Source organism: Clostridium sp. BNL1100, assembly GCF_000244875.1.
Lineage (GTDB): Bacteria > Bacillota > Clostridia > Acetivibrionales > DSM-1351 > Ruminiclostridium.
Map to the genome: position 1 here is coordinate 455118 of NC_016791.1, position 19883 is coordinate 475000.

At 36.8% G+C, this 19883-nt stretch carries 21 protein-coding genes; all 21 read left to right on the top strand.

Annotation, left to right across the window (positions count from 1 at the left end; translation table 11 throughout):
• Window positions 1-166: 166 nt before the first annotated feature.
• The gene (hisZ, locus tag CLO1100_RS02000; protein WP_014312095.1) at window positions 167-1426 is read left to right on the top strand and encodes an ATP phosphoribosyltransferase regulatory subunit; all 1260 of its coding nucleotides are present in this window, start codon (window positions 167-169) and stop codon (window positions 1424-1426) included.
• Window positions 1427-1475: 49 nt separating this feature from the next.
• Complete coding sequence (gene hisG / locus CLO1100_RS02005; protein WP_014312096.1) at window positions 1476-2120, top strand: ATP phosphoribosyltransferase; 645 nt, start codon at window positions 1476-1478, stop codon at window positions 2118-2120.
• Between the two features lie 4 nt (window positions 2121-2124).
• Window positions 2125-3429 (top strand): histidinol dehydrogenase, encoded by a 1305-nt coding sequence (gene hisD / locus CLO1100_RS02010; protein WP_014312097.1) that lies wholly within the window; start codon window positions 2125-2127, stop codon window positions 3427-3429.
• A gap of 36 nt (window positions 3430-3465) precedes the next feature.
• The gene (hisC, locus tag CLO1100_RS02015; protein ID WP_014312098.1) at window positions 3466-4542 is read left to right on the top strand and encodes a histidinol-phosphate transaminase; all 1077 of its coding nucleotides are present in this window, start codon (window positions 3466-3468) and stop codon (window positions 4540-4542) included.
• A gap of 61 nt (window positions 4543-4603) precedes the next feature.
• The gene (gene hisB, locus CLO1100_RS02020) at window positions 4604-5188 is read left to right on the top strand and encodes an imidazoleglycerol-phosphate dehydratase HisB (RefSeq protein ID WP_014312099.1); all 585 of its coding nucleotides are present in this window, start codon (window positions 4604-4606) and stop codon (window positions 5186-5188) included.
• A gap of 34 nt (window positions 5189-5222) precedes the next feature.
• Window positions 5223-6119 (top strand): phosphoribosylaminoimidazolesuccinocarboxamide synthase, encoded by an 897-nt coding sequence (locus tag CLO1100_RS02025; protein ID WP_014312100.1) that lies wholly within the window; start codon window positions 5223-5225, stop codon window positions 6117-6119.
• Complete coding sequence (gene hisH, locus CLO1100_RS02030) at window positions 6116-6751, top strand: imidazole glycerol phosphate synthase subunit HisH (protein ID WP_014312101.1); 636 nt, start codon at window positions 6116-6118, stop codon at window positions 6749-6751. Before CLO1100_RS02025 ends, hisH begins: the two co-directional genes overlap by 4 nt.
• Window positions 6748-7458, top strand: coding sequence for a 1-(5-phosphoribosyl)-5-[(5-phosphoribosylamino)methylideneamino]imidazole-4-carboxamide isomerase (gene hisA / locus CLO1100_RS02035; protein ID WP_014312102.1), 711 nt, complete (start codon window positions 6748-6750; stop codon window positions 7456-7458). The genes hisH and hisA overlap by 4 nt, the downstream gene beginning before the upstream one ends.
• Window positions 7459-7479: 21 nt before the next feature.
• A complete protein-coding gene (hisF, locus tag CLO1100_RS02040; RefSeq protein ID WP_014312103.1) occupies window positions 7480-8241 on the top strand; it encodes an imidazole glycerol phosphate synthase subunit HisF in 762 nt (253 codons plus the stop codon).
• 79 nt (window positions 8242-8320) lie between these two features.
• On the top strand, window positions 8321-8956 hold the full coding sequence (gene hisIE, locus CLO1100_RS02045; RefSeq protein WP_014312104.1) for a bifunctional phosphoribosyl-AMP cyclohydrolase/phosphoribosyl-ATP diphosphatase HisIE: 636 nt from the start codon (window positions 8321-8323) through the stop codon (window positions 8954-8956).
• Window positions 8957-10387: a tetratricopeptide repeat protein gene (locus CLO1100_RS02050; protein ID WP_014312105.1), complete on the top strand. Its 1431-nt coding sequence runs from the start codon at window positions 8957-8959 to the stop codon at window positions 10385-10387.
• Between the two features lie 203 nt (window positions 10388-10590).
• Window positions 10591-10875 (top strand): co-chaperone GroES, encoded by a 285-nt coding sequence (gene groES, locus CLO1100_RS02055; RefSeq protein WP_014312106.1) that lies wholly within the window; start codon window positions 10591-10593, stop codon window positions 10873-10875.
• Window positions 10876-10896: 21 nt separating this feature from the next.
• Window positions 10897-12528, top strand: a complete 1632-nt coding sequence (gene groL, locus CLO1100_RS02060) for a chaperonin GroEL (RefSeq protein ID WP_014312107.1) — start codon at window positions 10897-10899, stop codon at window positions 12526-12528.
• 173 nt (window positions 12529-12701) lie between these two features.
• Window positions 12702-13205 carry a DUF6106 family protein gene (locus CLO1100_RS02065; RefSeq protein ID WP_014312108.1) on the top strand — a complete coding sequence of 168 codons (504 nt, stop codon included), beginning with the start codon at window positions 12702-12704 and terminating at the stop codon, window positions 13203-13205.
• 116 nt (window positions 13206-13321) lie between these two features.
• Window positions 13322-14824, top strand: coding sequence for an IMP dehydrogenase (locus tag CLO1100_RS02070; protein ID WP_014312109.1), 1503 nt, complete (start codon window positions 13322-13324; stop codon window positions 14822-14824).
• A gap of 324 nt (window positions 14825-15148) precedes the next feature.
• Window positions 15149-15625: a transcription elongation factor GreA gene (gene greA / locus CLO1100_RS02075; RefSeq protein WP_014312110.1), complete on the top strand. Its 477-nt coding sequence runs from the start codon at window positions 15149-15151 to the stop codon at window positions 15623-15625.
• Window positions 15626-15756: 131 nt separating this feature from the next.
• Window positions 15757-17256, top strand: a complete 1500-nt coding sequence (gene lysS / locus CLO1100_RS02080; protein WP_014312111.1) for a lysine--tRNA ligase — start codon at window positions 15757-15759, stop codon at window positions 17254-17256.
• 88 nt (window positions 17257-17344) lie between these two features.
• A complete protein-coding gene (locus CLO1100_RS02085; protein WP_014312112.1) occupies window positions 17345-18256 on the top strand; it encodes a hypothetical protein in 912 nt (303 codons plus the stop codon).
• A gap of 39 nt (window positions 18257-18295) precedes the next feature.
• Window positions 18296-18613 (top strand): STAS domain-containing protein, encoded by a 318-nt coding sequence (locus tag CLO1100_RS02090; protein WP_014312113.1) that lies wholly within the window; start codon window positions 18296-18298, stop codon window positions 18611-18613.
• Between the two features lie 90 nt (window positions 18614-18703).
• Window positions 18704-19090, top strand: coding sequence for an ATP-binding protein (locus CLO1100_RS02095; RefSeq protein ID WP_014312114.1), 387 nt, complete (start codon window positions 18704-18706; stop codon window positions 19088-19090).
• A 2-nt stretch (window positions 19091-19092) separates the two neighbouring features.
• Entirely contained in the window at window positions 19093-19842 is a 750-nt protein-coding gene (locus tag CLO1100_RS02100) for a SigB/SigF/SigG family RNA polymerase sigma factor (RefSeq protein ID WP_014312115.1), read from the top strand.
• The last annotated feature ends 41 nt before the right edge of the window (window positions 19843-19883 follow it).

Consider the following 19883-nt stretch of genomic DNA (forward strand, 5'->3'; position numbering starts at 1 on the left):
AAGGGCCGGTTTTTATGCCTCTTTAGTAGTTCTAAAGGATATTTGCTATTGACTCATGGAATAAAATGAAATATAATGAATATAATTTAGTAATTTAGCACTTTAATTAGATAAAGGAAAATAAAAAACTTCTAAATCAAATTTAATATATGAGAGGTATTTGCTTATGTCCAGATGGAAAATATATACCCCTGACGGTGTACAGGATATCCTGTTTGATGAATGTTACATAAAGCGAGAAATAGAAAAAAGAATCAGAAACACATTCAGGTCTTATGGCTATTATGAGATAGAAACTCCAACAATAGAATTTTTTGATGTATTTTCATCAGAAATAGAGCATTTTCCTCAGGAATCAATGGTAAAGTTCTTTGATCAAAAAGGAAGAATTCTTGTATTAAGGCCAGATATAACTGTTCCTGTTGCAAGAATAACTGCCACGAAAAACAGGGATGTGCAGCTTCCAATAAAATACTCATATATAGGCAATGTATTCAGATTTAACGAAGTTGGGGGCGGCCGCCAGAATGAGTTTACACAGGCCGGGGTTGAGATGCTTGGGGATTCATCCTCGGAAAGTGATGCAGAAATAATCGCAATGGCAATAAATACACTTAAATCCGCCGGTCTCAAGGAATTCAAGATAGAAATCGGTCAGGTTGAATTTTTTAAAGGTTTGGCAGAAGAGGCGGGATTCTCTAATGAGGATATAGATGCTATATCCAAACAAATTGACAAAAAGGATCTTGTCGGTGTAGAGGAGATTCTTAACCGATATGAGATAAGTACAAGATTAAAAGAGCTTATTTTAAAGTTAACGGGATTATTCGGAACGGTTGATGTAATAAAGAAATTCAAAAATTCTGCAATAAACGAAAGAAGCCTTAAAGCAATTGAAAATGTAGAAGAAGTAGTATCTATATTGTGTGATTACGGCTTATCGGAATATGTGTCAATAGACTTAGGAATGTTAAAAAGCCTCAATTATGATACCGGAATAACCTTCAGGGGCTTTACAAACGGAGTTGGATTCCCGATACTTTCAGGAGGAAGGTACGACAACCTTACGTCCAGCTTTGGAAAGGAGTGTCCTGCTACAGGCTTTTCAGTAAGGATAAATATGCTTATGACAGCAATGGAAAACTCAGGTCTTACCTTTGAAAGACCTTCCGTTGATTCATTGATATGTTACGATAAAGCAAACAGAAAAAGGGCAATAGAAATAGCTGAAGCTCTCAGAAAGCAGGGTATGAAAATAGAAACTTTTGTTCTGACAGAGGATATTAACCAAGCTAAAAGATATGCTTCTTCAAAAACAATCGGAGGAATCATATATATTGGAGACCATGATAAAATCACCGTGTACGATATGATAAACGATACTAAAGAGGAAACAAGCTTCAATGCCCTTTTAAACATTGAATAATTAAACCGTTTATAAGTTTATAAAATAAATTTTTGTGGGGAGTTAAAAAATGAGATATTTGACAATTGCTCTTTCAAAGGGCAGACTTACAGATATGTCGGTAGAAATCTTTGAGAAGATTGGAATAGACTGTACGGAACTTAAATCATCCACCAGAAAGCTTATACTGTCTGATGAAAACAACAAGATAAAGTTTTTCCTTGCTAAACCTGCAGATGTGCCAACCTATGTTGAGTACGGGGCAGCAGACATAGGAATAGTGGGAAAGGACACATTGCTAGAGGAAGGCCGAAATCTATATGAGGTACTTGATTTGGGATTTGCAGCCTGCAGAATGGCATTGGCAGGGCCGGCAGAATTACAGGGAAAGATAGAAGAGCTAAATATAAAAAGAGTAGGTACAAAGTATCCGAATATTGCAAGAAATTATTTTGAAAAAGCCAGAAGAGAAAGCGTAGAAATAATAAAACTCAACGGTTCTGTGGAACTTGCACCTTTGGTGGGTTTATCAGAGGTTATTGTAGATTTGGTTGAAAGCGGCAGAACACTGAAAGAAAACGGCTTGGTAGTACTTGATACAATAGCAGACATCAGTGCAAGAATGGTTGTAAACAGAGTAAGCATGAAAATGGAAAACCAACGAATACAGAAAATAATAGACGGAGTTAGAGAAGAATTATCCGCAAGGGGGTAACATTATGCTAAACATTGTAGATTTACGCAGTGACTTTGACGGGTCTGCCGCAAAGGATTTATACAGAAAATTAACACAGAGAACCGGAACCCAAAACGGCGGGAACGTAATCAACATTGTAGCAGAAATAATTGACAACGTTAAAGAAAATGGTGACATTGCTTTAAAAGAATACACAAAGAAATTCGATAAAGCAGAAATTGAAACCATAAAAGTCTCGGAAGAGGAAATTACCTCTGCATACAAAAAGGTTGACCCACAGCTATTGGAGACTATAAAAAAATCAAGACAGAATATATGGAGCTTTCATGAAAAACAGCTTCAAAACAGCTGGATAAATCCAAAAGAAGACGGAACCATGCTGGGACAGCTTGTAAGACCTCTTGAAAAGGTAGGCTTATATGTTCCCGGGGGAACAGCACCACTTATATCATCGGTATTGATGACAGCGGTTCCCGCAAAAGTAGCCGGAGTGGAAAAGCTCATAATGTGTACACCACCTTCACAGGATGGAAGCATAAACTCCGCAATACTGGTTGCAGCCAGAGAAGCAGGGGTGGATGAGGTATACAGAGCCGGAGGCGCACAGGCTGTGGCCGCAATGGCATATGGAACAGAAACAATACCGTCGGTGGATAAGATATGCGGCCCCGGCAATATTTATGTTGCTACAGCCAAGAGACTGGTTTTTGGAGACTGCGACATTGATATGTTTGCAGGTCCAAGCGAGATACTGGTAATTGCAGATTCAAGTGCAGTACCCGAGTACGTAGCTGCGGACCTCATTTCACAGGCGGAGCATGACATATTGGCATCCTCGGTGCTGGTTACAGATGATGTAAGTCTTTTGGACAGCGTAAAAACTCAAATAGAAAAGCAGCTTTTAATTCTAAAAAGGAACGAAATAATCGAGAAATCATTAAAAAACTATGGATTCGGAATACTGGTTGATAACATAGAAGAGGCAATAGAGGTATCAAATAACATAGCACCTGAGCACTTAGAGTTATGTATAAAAGAGCCAATGAGTATACTGGGAATGATAAAAAATGCGGGAGCAATATTCGTTGGAAACTATTCACCCGAACCCTTGGGAGACTACATGGCAGGGCCGAGTCACGTTCTTCCGACCAGTGGAACTGCAAGGTTTTCATCACCAGTAAACGTAGATCAGTTTATTAAAAAATCAAGTTTGATTTATTACAACAAAAAATCACTTGAAACAACAAGCAACGATATTGTAAGGTTTGCGGAAGCGGAATTATTGGATGCCCATGCAAATGCCATTAAGGTAAGATTCAATAAATAAACTGAAATTCGTTTTATTACTGAAAGGAAGGTTACTATGATAGAAGAATTAATAAGAACGGAAATACGTTCATTTATACCATATAATGCAAATCAGCAGCCCTATAAAATAAAACTGGATGCCAACGAGAGTCCTTTCAATCTTCCGTCAGCAGTTAGAAAAAAACTCGCTGATTATATATTGGAAGATCCCCAACTGAACATGTATCCTGACACGGATTCTATTCAATTAAGGGAAGCCTTAGGAGCATACTGGAACGTAGATAAAGAAAATATCGTAGTGGGAACAGGCTCTGATCAGCTAATACAGATTATAGCAAATGTATTTCTGGAGAAAGGCGAAAAAGTTCTCTATCCTGCTCCCTCCTTCGGTATGTATAAGGACTCATGCATAATAGCAGGAGGCAAGGCCATAGACTATATTCTGGATCAAAATAATAATTTCTCCTATTCGGCTGATAAAATAATACAGGTCTATGAAAAAGAAAAGCCAAAAATTATTTATATATGCAGTCCAAATAATCCCACCGGCAATCTGATGCCACAGGATGAAATAATGAAAGTACTGAAGGCATGTACAAAATCAATAGTTGTAGTGGATGAGGCATATGCAGACTTTTCCGATACAACTGTAATTCCATATATAAAAGAATATGAGAATTTGCTTATACTACGTACGTTTTCAAAGGCTTTCGGATTAGCCGGCATAAGGTGCGGATATTCCATAGCCTCGGAAAAGCTTACGAGGGCTGTAAATCTGGCAAGACCTCCTTATAATATCAGTTCAGTATCACAGTATGCTGCTACACTGGTTTTATCTAATATAGATGAAATCAAAAATAACATAAAATATCTCGTAGAAGAAAGGGAACGTGTTTCCTCCAAACTTGTCGAGATAGATGGAATAAAAGTGTACGGCTCAGCAGCAAACTTTATATTGGTGAAAATTCAGAACTCTAAGGACGTTTATACAAAATTATGCGAAAGAGGTATTTTTATCAGAGCCTTTGGTTCTTCGACCCTTTTATCTGATTGTATGAGGATAACCATAGGAACACATGAACAAAATTCCATATTGCTTGATGAACTATGTACTATCTGCTATAATAAATAACGAACATTACAACGAAAAACATAAAAAAAGTTCGGGTTTTAAATTGAACGGAGGAACACATATGAGAGAGGGTTTGGTCACACGAAACACACAAGAAACTCAAATCAATGTAAAAATAAATCTGGACGGCAAAGGTGACTGTCAGGTGAATACCGGCATAGGCTTCTTTGACCATATGCTTGTATTATTTACAAAGCACGGACTTATGGATGCCTGTTTTGATGTAAAAGGTGATTTGCATGTGGATTCCCATCATACTATCGAGGATACGGGTATAGCTATGGGAATTGCAATAAGGCAGGCACTTGGGGATAAGAAATCCATAAGAAGGTATGGAACTGCCTATGTTCCAATGGACGAATCCCTTGTACTTGTATCTCTTGATTTGAGCGACAGAGCGTATTTGGTATTTGATGCTAACTTCTCACAGCCCATGGTAGGACAAATGGATACCCAAATGGTAGAGGAATTCTTCAGGGCAGTTGCATTTAACGCTGGAATTACTCTCCATATCAAAGTTCTTCACGGTTCAAACTGCCACCACATAATAGAAGCAATGTTCAAGGCATTTGGCAGAGCTATTGACGATGCAACGAGATTGGACACCAGAATTGAAGGTGTCATGTCAACAAAAGGTACGTTGTAATTTAAAAAGTTAATATATACAGGAGGTAGTAAAAATGCTAATAAACAATACAGATTTCATCGACTTACCATTATTTGTAAAAGGAAAGGTAAGAAACGTATATGATTTGGGAGATCAGCTCCTTATAGTAGTAACAGACAGAATATCAGCCTTTGATGTGGTATTTGATGAATTAATACCTAATAAGGGAACAGTCCTAAACAGTATATCCGCATTTTGGTTTGACTTTACAAAGGATGTTATCGAAAACCATGTAATAACAACCGATGTCAGCAAATATCCAAAAGAACTTTCAGCTTTCAAGGATGAATTGCAGGGCCGTTCAATGTTAGTAAAGAAAGTACAGATGCTTCCTGCCGAATGTATTGTAAGAGGATATCTGGAAGGATCAGGACTTAAAGAATATCAAAAAACAGGAACCGTGTGCGGTATAAAACTTCCAGCAGGATTGAAGCAGGCTGACAAGCTGCCCGAACCAATATTCACACCATCCACCAAGGAGTCAGAAGGTCACGATATAAATGTGTCTTTTGAAGAACTTTGTGAAAAGATAGGAACAGAAATGGCCCAAAAGCTAAAGGATGCTAGCTTGAAGCTATACGAAAAAGCCAGCCAACATGCTGAAAGCAAGGGACTCATATTAGCAGATACAAAATTTGAATTCGGAATGCTGGACGGAGAACTGGTTGTAGGTGACGAAATGTTCACACCTGATTCCTCAAGATTCTGGGCAATGGATGAATACCAGCCGGGAAGAGCACAGAAGAGTTTTGATAAGCAATATTTAAGGGAATACCTTGAAAGTATTACATGGGACAAACAACCTCCTGCACCTGAGCTTCCACAGGAAGTAATCAGAAAGACAGAGGAGAAATATATAGAAGCATATGAAAGAATCACTGGGAAAAAGTTTCAGGGAGATAAGCTATGATAGCTATTATAGACTATGGCGTGGGTAATCTTGCCAGTGTTAACAAGGCATTCAGCTTTATAGGATATGATTCGAAAATAACTTCTGACCATAAAGAAATACTTGCAGCCGACAAGGTTGTCCTGCCCGGTGTCGGAGCATTTGCTGATGCTATGGATAGTCTTGAAAAGACTGGAATGATATCAGTCATAAAGCAGGTTACACAAAAGAGAACACCCTTGTTGGGAATTTGCCTTGGGATGCAGCTGCTTTTTGATTACAGCACTGAAGGAGGGGAAAAGGTGGGAGGCTTGGGCCTGTTAAAAGGTTCAGTAAACCAATTTCCCCTGGACATGGGACTAAAAGTTCCCCATATGGGATGGAACAGTCTCGATATCAGACAGGAAAAGGGCATTTTTAATGGAGTACGACAGAATAGCTATGTATATTTTGTACACTCATACTTTGTGACTGCTGAAAATACCTCAGATGTTGCCGCAGTGTGCAAATATGGAATCGGGTTTGATGCCGCTGTTTGCAAGGGAAACATTATGGGAACACAGTTCCACCCTGAAAAGAGCGGAGATGTAGGACTTGAAATACTAAAGAATTTTGCTGAGCTTAGCACCAAGGAGGCTGACAATTTACTATGATTATTTATCCCGCAATTGACATAATAGACGGAAAGTGTGTAAGGCTGCAGCAAGGCAGCTACAGTGATGTAACTGTTTTCGGAGACAGCCCTGTGGATATGGCAAGAAAATGGGAGAGCCTTGGAGCCGGATACTTGCATGTAGTTGATCTGGATGGTGCAAGATCAGGGAAATCGGAAAATGCTGAGATTATAACGCAGATAGCAAAAACTTTGAAAATCCCGGTTCAGATAGGCGGAGGAATAAGAAATCTTGAAACCATTGAGACTTACCTATCCGGAGGTTTGAGCAGAGTTATACTGGGTACATCAGCAGTGAATAACCGTGAAATGCTGGTATCGGCTCTAAAAGAATATAAAGATAAAATAGCAGTAGGAATAGACGCAAAGGATGGGAAGGTTGCCATCCACGGCTGGGAGAAAACAAGTGATTTTACAGCCGTTGAGTTTGCAAGGGAAATTGAATCCCTTGGTACAAAAACAATTATATACACTGACATTTCAAGGGACGGCATGCTCAAAGGTCCGAATCTTCAGGCTATGAAGGAAATGGCGTACAGTGTTGCATTGAACGTAATAGCATCCGGCGGAGTAAGCAAACTTACAGACATAGTTGACTTAAAGCAGACAGGAGTCAGCGGAGTAATTGTAGGGAAAGCTCTTTATACCGGGAATGTAAATTTAAAAGAAGCGATAGAAGCCATATAACCAAAAGAAAGGGAGCAAATTATGCTGACCAAAAGAATAATTCCCTGTCTTGATGTACACGCAGGGAGAGTTGTTAAAGGCGTACAGTTTGTAAATATAATAGATGCCGGAGACCCGGTGGAAGCAGCTGCATTTTATGACAAAGCCGGTGCTGATGAGCTTACTTTTCTGGATATTACTGCTTCTTCAGATGCAAGGTCAATAATGCTTGATGTTGTCAGCAGGGTAGCAGAGCAAGTATTTATTCCGTTCACTGTAGGTGGTGGAATCAGGACGGCAGAGGATTTCCGCCAGATATTGAAAGCCGGAGCTGATAAAGTTGGTGTAAATTCTGCTGCACTGAAAAGACCTGAGCTGATATCAGAAGCTGCATGGAAATTCGGAAGCCAGTGTGTAGTATTGGCAATAGACGCAAAAAAACGTGCTGACGGCTCGGGATGGGATACATATCTCAACGGCGGAAGAGTAAACACAGGTAAAGATGCCGTTGAATGGGCTATAGAAGCAGAGAAACTGGGAGCTGGTGAAATCCTGTTAACAAGCATGGACAAGGACGGAACAAAAGACGGATATGATATAGAGTTAACAAGGACAATATCCGAAAATGTAAAAATTCCGGTGATAGCATCCGGCGGAGCAGGAAAAATGGAGCATTTCAAGGATGCCCTTTTGGATGGAAAAGCAGATGCGGTATTGGCAGCGTCACTATTCCATTTCAGAGAGATGGAAATCCGTGATTTAAAAGGTTACTTAAAAAATAATGGTATTGAAACCAGACTTTAAAAAATAAAAACAGTTAAAAGCTGTACAAACAAAAAATTTTTGATATGATAAATAAATGAGTGTATGGAGGCGTTCAATAATGAATAACTTAAAAAGTTCGGTTAAATTTGATGAGAAAGGTCTTGTTCCCGTAGTTACTCAGGACACAAAAACAAAAGCGGTTTTAATGGTAGCATACATGAACGAGGAAGCTTTTGACAAGACAATAGAGACAGGAAAGGTTCATTATTACAGCCGCAGCCGCAGCAAGCTTTGGTTGAAAGGTGAGACATCAGGCCACTTTCAGCTTGTTAAGTCAATAAAGCTGGACTGTGACGGAGACACAATTTTGATAGAGGCAGAACAGATTGATGCTGCTTGCCATACAGGAAACAAGACATGCTTTTTCAGAACAATGGTTGACGGAGAATGGAAAGAAAATGAAGAAGAAAAGCCAACAGCAGCAATTCTTCATGAAGTTTACAACGTAATAGTAGACAGAACTGTTAATCCTAAAGAAGGTTCATATACTAATTACCTGTTTACAAAAGGCTTGGACAAGATATTGAAAAAAGTAGGAGAAGAGGCTGCAGAGGTTATAATTGCGGCAAAAAACCAATCCAAAGAAGAAATAAGATACGAAGTATCGGATTTAATGTACCATCTTATGGTATTGCTTGTAGAAAGAGGCCTCACTCTTGAAGACATATACGGAGAATTAAAAGGAAGAAGATAAGTGAAAAATAATTTATTAAGCATCGATGAATATCGGAATAATCCGGAATTTTATTTCTATAAGGGACTGCGTTGCGCCAACAAAAGGAATTTAAACGACGCTTACAAACATCTGGTTAAGGCAGCTGAGCTAAGTCCTGAGAATATGGAGTATAAATTTAACATAGCATGCTTCCTTTCTGAAATGCAAAGGCCAAGAGAAGCCAACAGGATATTCATGGATATACTTTTACACTATGACCCTACAATGCATGATTGCTATTTCGGTATGGGCTGTAACAGCTTTGAGCTTGGTGATATGAAAAAAGCAGCCGAATACTTTGAAAAGTATATTTATTTTGACAGTGATGGTGAATTCAGCGAAGAAGTTTCAGAAATGATATTTTATTTGAAACTGTATAATGACATTTCCGGAGACAACAGATTTTTAAGGTTGTCTCAAACTAACTTAAAAAAGGCTCGCAAAAGCCTTCTAAATAACAAAACTGACGAGGCGGTAAGTGAACTATATAAAGCAATAGCATTTAACCCCATGAACGCAGACGCACGTAATCTGCTTGTACTTATAATGATGGAGCAGCAGAATTATAAACGAGCATCAAATTTTATTGCCACAGTTACAAATATATATAGTGAAGACATTTGGGCTAACAGTCTTAAAATATATAACTTATACCACACCCGGAAATATTCCCGGGTAGAAAAATTATTGAAGATCCTTCCGTTTAGAAGTATATACAACAGGAAGGACCTTTTATGTATTGCAACTACTTTAATAATATTTAATAAAATAGATGAATTGATTCACTTGTTGGAAACATATATTGTTGAGTACAGTGACTTATTCATATGTTCTTTACTGCTTATAGGCTATATATCAACAAAAAATTACGGAAAGGCAAACCCGATTATTAAAAATCTGCAATCAATTAAAACATTGGATATAGACTTTTCGGATTGGGTCAAAAAAGTAAGTGAATTTATAAAGGAAGATACCTCAGAAGTATCTGTTTTGGAAGAATATAAGGAAATATTCAGAATAATTGGGGAACCTGAAGATTGCATGTATAGTCCCTTCAGGTATATAGAAATATTTACAAATGCCTCTAAACCAAGACAAAGAGCTCTCAGGAAGATTCCCAAAAAGTATAATTCTGTAGTTGAGTGTGTTGTACTTCATAAGGAAATAATGTATGTTCCTGAATACGAAAAGGAAATAATACAAATGTTGTATAACATAATATATCATACGGGTGAACTTTTGATAGATAATGAAAAAGACATATTTGCCTTTTCTGCTGCAATTGAATATATCTATTGCAAAGAGAACTTTATTGAAATGGAAAAGGAGGAATTAATACAAAAGTATGGAATTTCTTCTATTGCGTTTAATAAAGTACTCAAAAAAATTAAGTATAAGGAACAAATTTGATATTTCAAAAAAATCAGAGTAAATGGAAGAAATAATTAGTAATAAAACCATGATTGGGCTAAATGGCAAAATATTGCTCGATTTATGATTATAAAGCGTTTGATAATATTTTATTCAATATATAATATTATAAATGTGATTAGCACTCGATAGAAGTGAGTGCTAACAGTTTACAAGCATTAAATATTCAAGGAGGTAAAACAATGAAGATAAAACCATTAGGCGATAGAGTAGTTATTAAAATGCTTGAGAGCGAAGAGACTACTAAAAGTGGAATCGTATTACCAGGAAGTGCCAAGGAAAAGCCACAAGTAGCAGAGGTAGTTGCAGTAGGACCTGGAACAGTAGTAGATGGCAAAGAAGTTAAAATGGAAGTTAAAGTTGGAGACAGAGTACTTACCAGCAAATATTCCGGAACAGAAGTAAAATTTGACGGTCAGGAATATACAATATTGAAGCAGAGCGATATCCTCGCAATTGTTGAATAATTATAACGGGAGGTAAAAGAAATGGCAAAGGAAATTAAATTTGGCGAAGAAGCTAGACGTGCACTTGAAAAAGGTGTTAACCAATTAGCTGATACAGTAAAAGTTACCCTTGGACCTAAGGGAAGAAATGTTGTTTTAGATAAGAAATTCGGCTCACCATTAATAACAAACGATGGTGTTACTATAGCAAAAGAAGTTGAATTGGAAGACAAATTTGAAAATATGGGTGCTCAGCTAGTTAAAGAAGTTGCTACAAAGACAAACGATGTAGCCGGTGACGGTACTACTACAGCAACTTTACTTGCACAGGCAATAATCAGAGAAGGTATGAAGAACGTTGCTGCTGGAGCAAACCCTATGATCTTAAAGAAAGGTTTGCAGAAAGCTGTTGATACTGCTGTTGCAGGAATCAAGGCAAATAGCCGTAAAATAAAAGGTAAGGAAGATATCGCAAGAGTTGCAACTATTTCCGCAAATGAGGAATTAATAGGAACTCTTATTGCCGATGCAATGGAAAAAGTAACAAATGACGGTGTTATCACTGTAGAAGAATCAAAGACTATGGGAACAAACCTTGAAGTAGTTGAAGGTATGCAGTTTGACAGAGGATACCTATCAGCTTACATGGTTACAGATACAGATAAGATGGAAGCAGTTTTGGATGATCCATACATCCTTATAACTGACAAGAAAATAACAAACATTCAGGATATACTTCCAATTCTCGAACAAATCGTTCAACAGGGAAAGAAGCTTCTCATAATCGCAGAAGATATGGAAGGAGAGGCTCTTACAACTCTTATCCTGAACAAATTAAGAGGAACATTTACTTGCGTAGCCGTTAAGGCACCTGGATTCGGTGATAGAAGAAAAGCTATGCTTCAAGATATAGCTATATTAACAGGCGGAGAAGTTATAACTGAAGAATTGGGTCTTGACCTCAAAGAAACTCAGATAGCTCAGCTTGGTAAAGCAAGACAGGTAATTATACAAAAAGAAAATACTATAGTAGTTGATGGTGCAGGAAGTGCGGAAGAAATCAAGAGCAGAATAAACTCCATCAAGACTCAGATTGAAGATACTACATCAGACTTTGACAGAGAAAAGCTTCAAGAAAGACTTGCAAAGCTGTCAGGCGGTGTAGCTGTAATTCAGGTTGGTGCTGCAACTGAAACTGAAATGAAAGAAAAGAAATTGAGAATTGAAGATGCACTGGCTGCAACAAGAGCAGCTGTTGAAGAAGGTATAGTAGCCGGTGGTGGAACAGCGTTAATTAACGTTATCCCTGAAGTTGCTAAATTACTTGATACAACTTCCGGTGACGAAAAGACAGGTGTTCAGATCATATTAAGAGCTCTTGAAGAACCTGTAAGACAGATAGCAGCAAATGCAGGTCTTGAAGGATCAGTTATAGTTGACAAGATTAAAGCAAGCGAAAAGGGTATCGGATTCGATGCACTTAACGAAAAATATATAGATATGATTGATAGTGGAATAGTTGATCCTGCTAAGGTTACAAGATCAGCTCTCCAAAATGCAGCTTCTGTAGCAGCAATGGTACTTACAACAGAAAGTGTTGTAGCTGATAAGCCTGAACCTGAGGCACCAGCTATGCCAGGTGGAATGCCAGGCGGAATGGGCGGAATGTACTAAGAATAAAAAAAGTTATATAGAGGGTGGCTACAAAATAGTCATCCTCTATTTGTATTTACATGGTAAATTAAAAATAATTTCACTAAATACTTGATATTATCTTGTTAATTTATTATTATTTTAACAAGCTTTAAAAAATGCTTTGTTTGTTCCAATGAGGAGGGGCTTTAAAAATGGATATATTTATGGAGAAAATTGTAAAACGCAGAAAATCTGCTGTTGACTCAGTAATAATTGCAGCTACAATTGTAATTGGCTTATTGTTAATCATGATAGTTGGCTCAGTGAGCTTCCTACAAACCTTCATGCCGGTTTTGCTTGTAGCAATCGGATATTTGGGCTATATGCTGATAAGGAACAGAAACGTAGAATATGAATATATCGTCACCAACGGTGATTTAGATATAGATATGATAATAGCACAGAGGAAGAGAAAAAGAGTATTTAGTGGTTCCTGCAAGGATTTTGAGATAGTTGCAAAAATGACAAGCGGTCAGTATAATCAAAGCTATGAAAACATCAAAAATCGCTTAAATGCTGTAACAGCAATGGATTCAAATGAAGTATACTTTATATCCACAGTAAAAGACGGTGAGAAAATGCTTGTATTTTTCGAGCCACATCCCAAAATGATTGAATCATTTAAGAAATACATTCCAAGAAAGGTTTTTGAATAAATTTGAAACCTAAGGCAAAGGACATTATTTGTTCTTTGCTTTTTGAATAACAAACGTAAACAGTATTATAATATTTAAATAATTTACAAATGTCATATAAGGAGGAATTTTAAAAAATGGCTTTTTATTACAACGAACCTTCGAGGACTTTCAGTGAATACCTCTTAGTTCCAAACCTCAGTACAAAGGAATGTATACCGGATAATGTTATACTAAAGACACCAATAGTAAAACATAAAGTCGGGGAAAAACCTTCTCTCGAATTGAATATACCGGTTGCTTCCGCAATAATGCAGTCTGTTTCAGATAACAACATGGCAATAGCATTGGCAAAGTGTGGAGGTATATCATTCATTTACGGTTCACAAAGCATCGAAAGTCAGGCTGAAATGGTAAAGAAGGTTAAGAAATATAAAGCTGGATTTGTAGTAAGCGACAGCAATCTTCGCCCTGACAATAAACTCAGAGATGTAGTTGCAATGAAGGAAAAAACAGGACATTCAACCATAGCTATAACAGAAGACGGAACACCTACAGGCAAACTTCTGGGAATAGTTACAAGCAGGGATTACCGTTTAAGCAGAGCATCATTGGAAGAGGAAATAAGCACTTTTATGACTCCATTCTCTCAGTTAATATACGGAAATGAAAAAACATCATTAAAAGAAGCAAATGACTTAATCTGGGAGCATAAGCTAAATTGTCTTCCAATAATAGATAGCAATCAAAAATTGATGTATTTCGTATTCAGAAAAGACTACGATAGCCACAAGGAAAATCCAAACGAATTGTTGGATAAGAGCAAAAGTCTTGTGGTAGGGGCAGGTATAAATACACGTGATTATAAGGAAAGAGTAGCTACACTGGTTGAAGCAGGAGTAGATATCGTCTGTATAGACTCCTCCGACGGTTACAGCGAATGGCAGTCTGATACAATTAAATGGATTAAGGAAACATATAATGGAGAAGTAAAAGTCGGTGCGGGAAATGTAGTAGACAAGGAAGGTTTCAGGTATTTAGTTGACGCAGGTGCTGATTTTATAAAGGTTGGTATCGGTGGTGGGTCTATATGCATAACAAGAGAACAAAAAGGTATCGGACGCGGACAGGCATCCTCCCTTATTGAGGTATCAGCTGCAAGAGATGAATACATGAAAGAGACCGGTATATATGTACCAATATGCTCTGATGGCGGAATAGTACATGATTATCATATGGTACTTGCTCTGGCAATGGGTGCTGATTTTATAATGTTAGGTAGATATTTTGCAAGATTTGACGAAAGCCCAACCAGAAAGTTAAAGGTTGGAGGAAACTTTGTTAAGGAATATTGGGGAGAAGGCTCAAACCGTGCAAGAAACTGGCAGAGATACGACATGGGAGGAGAAGCAAAGCTTGGCTTTGAAGAAGGTGTTGACTCATATGTTCCCTACGCAGGTAAATTAAAAGACAATCTGGATACTACTATTTATAAGATAAAATCTACTATGTGCAACTGCGGTGCCTTATCGGTATCTGATCTCCAGCAGAAAGCCAGAATAACACTGGTATCTGCGACAAGTATCAAAGAAGGCGGTGCCCATGACGTAATTCTTAAGGACAAGGAACTATCTTCCTGATAATTGAATAGTATTATTAATAATATTATTTGGATATATTGAGATAATTATATAAGTATTGCAGCGAAGACTGTAAAATGATATGTAAAAAAATGGATAAAACATTCTTGACATTATTATATATGTAATCTATAATTAGTTAGCAAATATAGCTAACCTGACATCAAAGTGCTACTGCCGTCAGGAACATAATTTTAATTTTTATTCCATGTATATTAATATAAGTCAATAAGTTGAATATTATATCAGGAAAAGACAGTTTGCATATTATTTAATAATTATAGGTCTAGCAGAAAAAATTAACGGTAAAGGAGAGGGCTTCAAATGTCAGCAAAAGAAGTCGTTTTAACCTACGAAGGCTTAAAGAAGCTGGAAGAAGAATTAGAATTTTTAAGGGGAACTAAAAGAAAAGAAGTAGCCGAAAGAATAAAGCAGGCTCTTTCATTTGGTGATATTTCTGAAAATTCTGAATATGATGAAGCAAAAAACGAACAGGCACAAGTAGAAGGCAGGATTGTTCAACTTGAATCTATGCTCAAACATGCCAGAATAATAGATGAAGATGAAGTAAATACAGATGTTGTAAGCCTTGGATCAAAGGTAAAGATTTTTGATGTTGAGTTTGATGAAGAAGTAGAATACTTGATTGTTGGTTCTACAGAAGCCAACCCTCTTAAATCAAAGATTTCAAATGAGTCTCCTGTAGGTGCAGCACTAATTGGGCATACAAAAGGTGAAACAGTTGAAGTACAAGTTCCTGACGGAGTATTAAAATTTAAGATACTGGAGATATCCAAGTAAGAAACAATACAATATGTGTTGCCACAAAAAGCAAAATTAATATATAATTATACTTACAGTTTACATTATAATGTAAACTGTTTTTTATAAGGAAATCATTAAATACTTTAATATATAAATAGGAGGAAATAATGTCAGAAGAGAATATTCAGGAGAATCAACAAAGTGAAGAGGATTTAAGCGAGATACTAAGAGTCAGACGTGCCAAGCTAAAGGATTTACAGGATAAAGACAGTGATCCTTTTAAAATAGTAAAGTACGATGTAACAAATTCAACTAAAAATATTATTGATAATTTTGAAGCGCAAGAAGGTCAGACTGCCTCTATTGCCGGAAGGTTAATGTCAAAGCGTGGCATGGGTAAGGCAGGATTCTGTGACCTACAGGACAGGGATGGAAAAATTCAGCTCTATGTCAGAAAAGACGAAGTTGGAGATGAAGTATATGAAATGTTTAAAAAATATGACATAGGTGATATAGTAGGTGTAAAGGGAGAGATATTTAAGACTCACAAGGGAGAAATATCAATTAAGGTAAAAGAGATTACACTTTTATCCAAGTCGTTGCTTCCATTGCCTGAAAAGTGGCATGGTTTAAAAGATACGGATTTAAGATACAGACAAAGGTATGTGGATTTGATAGTAAACCCGGAAGTTAAAAATACCTTTATATTAAGAAGTAAAATAATCAAATCAATCAGAAAATTCCTTGATAACAGAGGATTCCTTGAAGTTGATACACCATTATTGAACACAATTCCGGGTGGAGCGACTGCAAGACCGTTTATTACACATCACAATACATTGGACATAGATATGTATTTGAGAATTGCACCTGAACTATACTTAAAGAGGCTTATAGTCGGTGGAATGGAAAAAGTATATGAAATGGGAAGAATGTTCAGAAATGAAGGTATGTCCGTAAAGCACAACCCTGAGTTTACAATGATGGAAGTGTATGAAGCATACAATGATTATAAGGGAATGATGGAACTTACAGAAAACCTTATCTCTACTGTAGCAATGGAGACATTGGGTACTACTAAGATTCAGTACCAAGGACAGGAAATTGATCTAACTCCGCCTTGGAACAGAATGACTATGATAGAGGCAGTAAAAAAATACTCAGGAATTGATTTCGACACAATAAAGACTGATGAAGAAGCAAAAGCGGCTGCAGAATCTAAAAAGGTTCATGTAAAAGACGGTATGGTCCGCGGAGAAATATTGAATCTTATGTTTGAAGAATTTGTAGAGAGCAATCTGGTCCAACCTACATTTATATATGACTACCCTGTTGAAATATCTCCTCTTACAAAAAGGAAACCGGATTGTCCTGAATTAACAGAACGTTTCGAATTCTTTATTACAGGAAGAGAAATGGGTAATGCATACTCTGAGTTAAACGACCCTATTGATCAAAAAGAAAGATTTATCAGCCAGGTGAAAAAGAGGGATTCCGGAGACGAAGAAGCAAATATGATGGATGATGATTATGTTACGGCATTGGAATATGGAATGCCACCGACAGGTGGATTGGGAATAGGTGTTGACAGACTGATAATACTATTGACGGATTCAGCATCAATAAGAGATATTCTATTATTCCCTACAATGAAACCAAGAGATTAAAAAGTGATAACCTTTGCGTGATTAACATTTGAAAACAACGGATAACCTAATGGTAATTGGCGGCCTTTAACTGGTCATGGAGGTTAATTTGAAGTACACAAAAAAAGAATCAAGAACAATAATGGAAATTCCAACGAATTCAACAAAAGAAGATATTGAAAAAAGATATGACGTAATATTGAAAAAATACCGTCAAATGAAAATAGACGGTACTTTGACAAAAGAAGCTGAAGAAGACTTCCAGAAGAAAACGGATGCTTATAGAATCCTTATGGGTTATGAGGTAGAAGAGCCAAAAGCACCAAAAAAGGAAACATATGTTGATAAGGCATTTGTAAAGGCAGGAATGGATAGAAAAAAGGTGGATAACTTTTTCCATTACCATAAGTACCATATATTGGTGACGATTATAGCTGTTATAATTATAGCAACGTCGGTATATTCCATTGTAACCAAAGTAAAACCCGATATAACCATAGGAATTCTAGGTGAAGTACATGAACAGGCAACTGATACATTTAAACAGAAAATAACAAAGAGTATACCTGAAATAAAGGAAGTCGGTCTGGAAACGGTAATGCTTAGTAACAGAATTAATGACCCGAATTCATCTATGTATATACAAAAAGCAATGGTTCTTTTTGCAGCTTCGGATACAGATGTATTTTTGCTTAGCAAGTATGTATTTGATCAATATGCTTATGATGGCGCTTTTATGGCCATGGATGATGTAGCCAAAGACTTAAAAATAGATACTAAGTCCAGTGACTATCTGAAACTAAAGGTTGTAGAAGAGTGGAATCAGCCGCAGGACCCGAAAGAAAAGAGAACAGTCAAATCATATAGGGATTCTGAGCCCAAATTATATGGGATAGATGTGACAAACAGTAAATTCTTTAAGGATGTAGATATTTTAGGTCCTGAGAAGATTCTGGCTGTTAGAGCAGAGCCTGAAAACCTTGAACTTATACTAAAGCTGGCAAAGTTATTCGCAGATTAACCATGTTTGAAAAGAAACGCTGGTAAAGGGGGTAGTAACGTGGAACATAGTGAACTGAGTGTTCAAAAAATGCTGGATGGAGGTAAATGTCAAATTATCCTTTCAGGTGAAATTGACATACACACATCACAGAACTTTAAAAACGAGCTGAATGAGGCGGTTAAATCCTGCAATGGCGACCTCTATATAGATTGCAAGGAACTTACCTATATAGACAGCACAGGCTTAGGCATACTTGTAGGTGCACTTAAAGAGGTAAGAAAAGAAGACAATCATATATACATTTGTAATTTAAAGGACAATATAAAGAAGTTATTTCTCATTACCGGTTTGGACAAGCTATTTAAAATAGAATAAACCATATTCTAAACGAAAGGGGGTACACATTAACCGTGTACCTTTTTTCTAGTTGAAAAATGTTAATACAAAGTAAAAAGGAGAACATCTATGAATAGTAATTTAAATGATAATGTAGTAATCATTTTGCCCGCAAAAAGCGAATATGTAAGTACGGCAAGATTAACTGCATCTAGTGTTTCAACCAGAGCAGGTTTTAATATTGACGAAGTTGAGGATATAAAGGTGGCTGTATCTGAAGTATGTAATATAATACTTTCAAGAACAGAAAATAACATAAGTCAATACAGAATATCCTTTGATATCAATACTGACAATATTAAAATAACATTTACGGCAGAAAACAGTACACTAGACTGTTTTGAACAATCCATAGAAAACGAATACGGACTATACATTATGAAAGCTCTTATGGATTCAGTAGAGCTGTGTAATGAAGATCATTCCATAGTAATGACAAAAAAGATTGGAGTATAGCTATGGAAAACAAAACTCAAAATACATTAAACTACAATGAAGCACAGTTGTTTTCTCTATACATAAGTACAGGAAATCTGGATTATAGAAATGAGATTGTATCAAATTACCTTAGTCTTGCAGAGTACTTGTCCAAAAAGTTTTTAAACAGGGGAGTAGACTTTGATGATATATATCAAGTGGCTTGTCTTGCCTTAATAAAAGCTGTAGAAAGATTCAGTCCGGACAAGGGAGTAAAATTTATAAGTTTTGCAACTCCGACAATTCTAGGTGAAATAAAAAGATTTTTCAGAGATAAGAGTACAACAATAAAGATTCCCAGAAGAATATATGAATCCCGGCAGGGAGTAAACAAGGCCAGAGATGAGCTTACACAAAAGCTGAGTAGAGTACCAAGAGCAGATGAAATAGCTGAATACATGGGGATACCCGTTGATACAGTACTTGAGATAATAGAAGCCGGAAGCTCTGCTATAGTTAAATCCTTGGATCAGACAATCAATCAGGAAAATGATTCTGAATTGGGTGATACTTTAGGGTACGACGAGAAAACATACGAAATGATAGATAATAAAGACTTTCTTGAAAAGGCTTTAACATCATTTAATGACATAGAAAAAGAATTTATAACATATAGGTACATTCAGAACATGACTCAAAAACAGATTGCTGAAATACTTGGAGTTTCACAGATGTACATTTCAAGAATGGAAAAGAAGATACTAGATAAATTCAGAACTTATCTCAAGTAGGTACATCATTGTTTACACCTTAAAAATAAGGGTACTATATA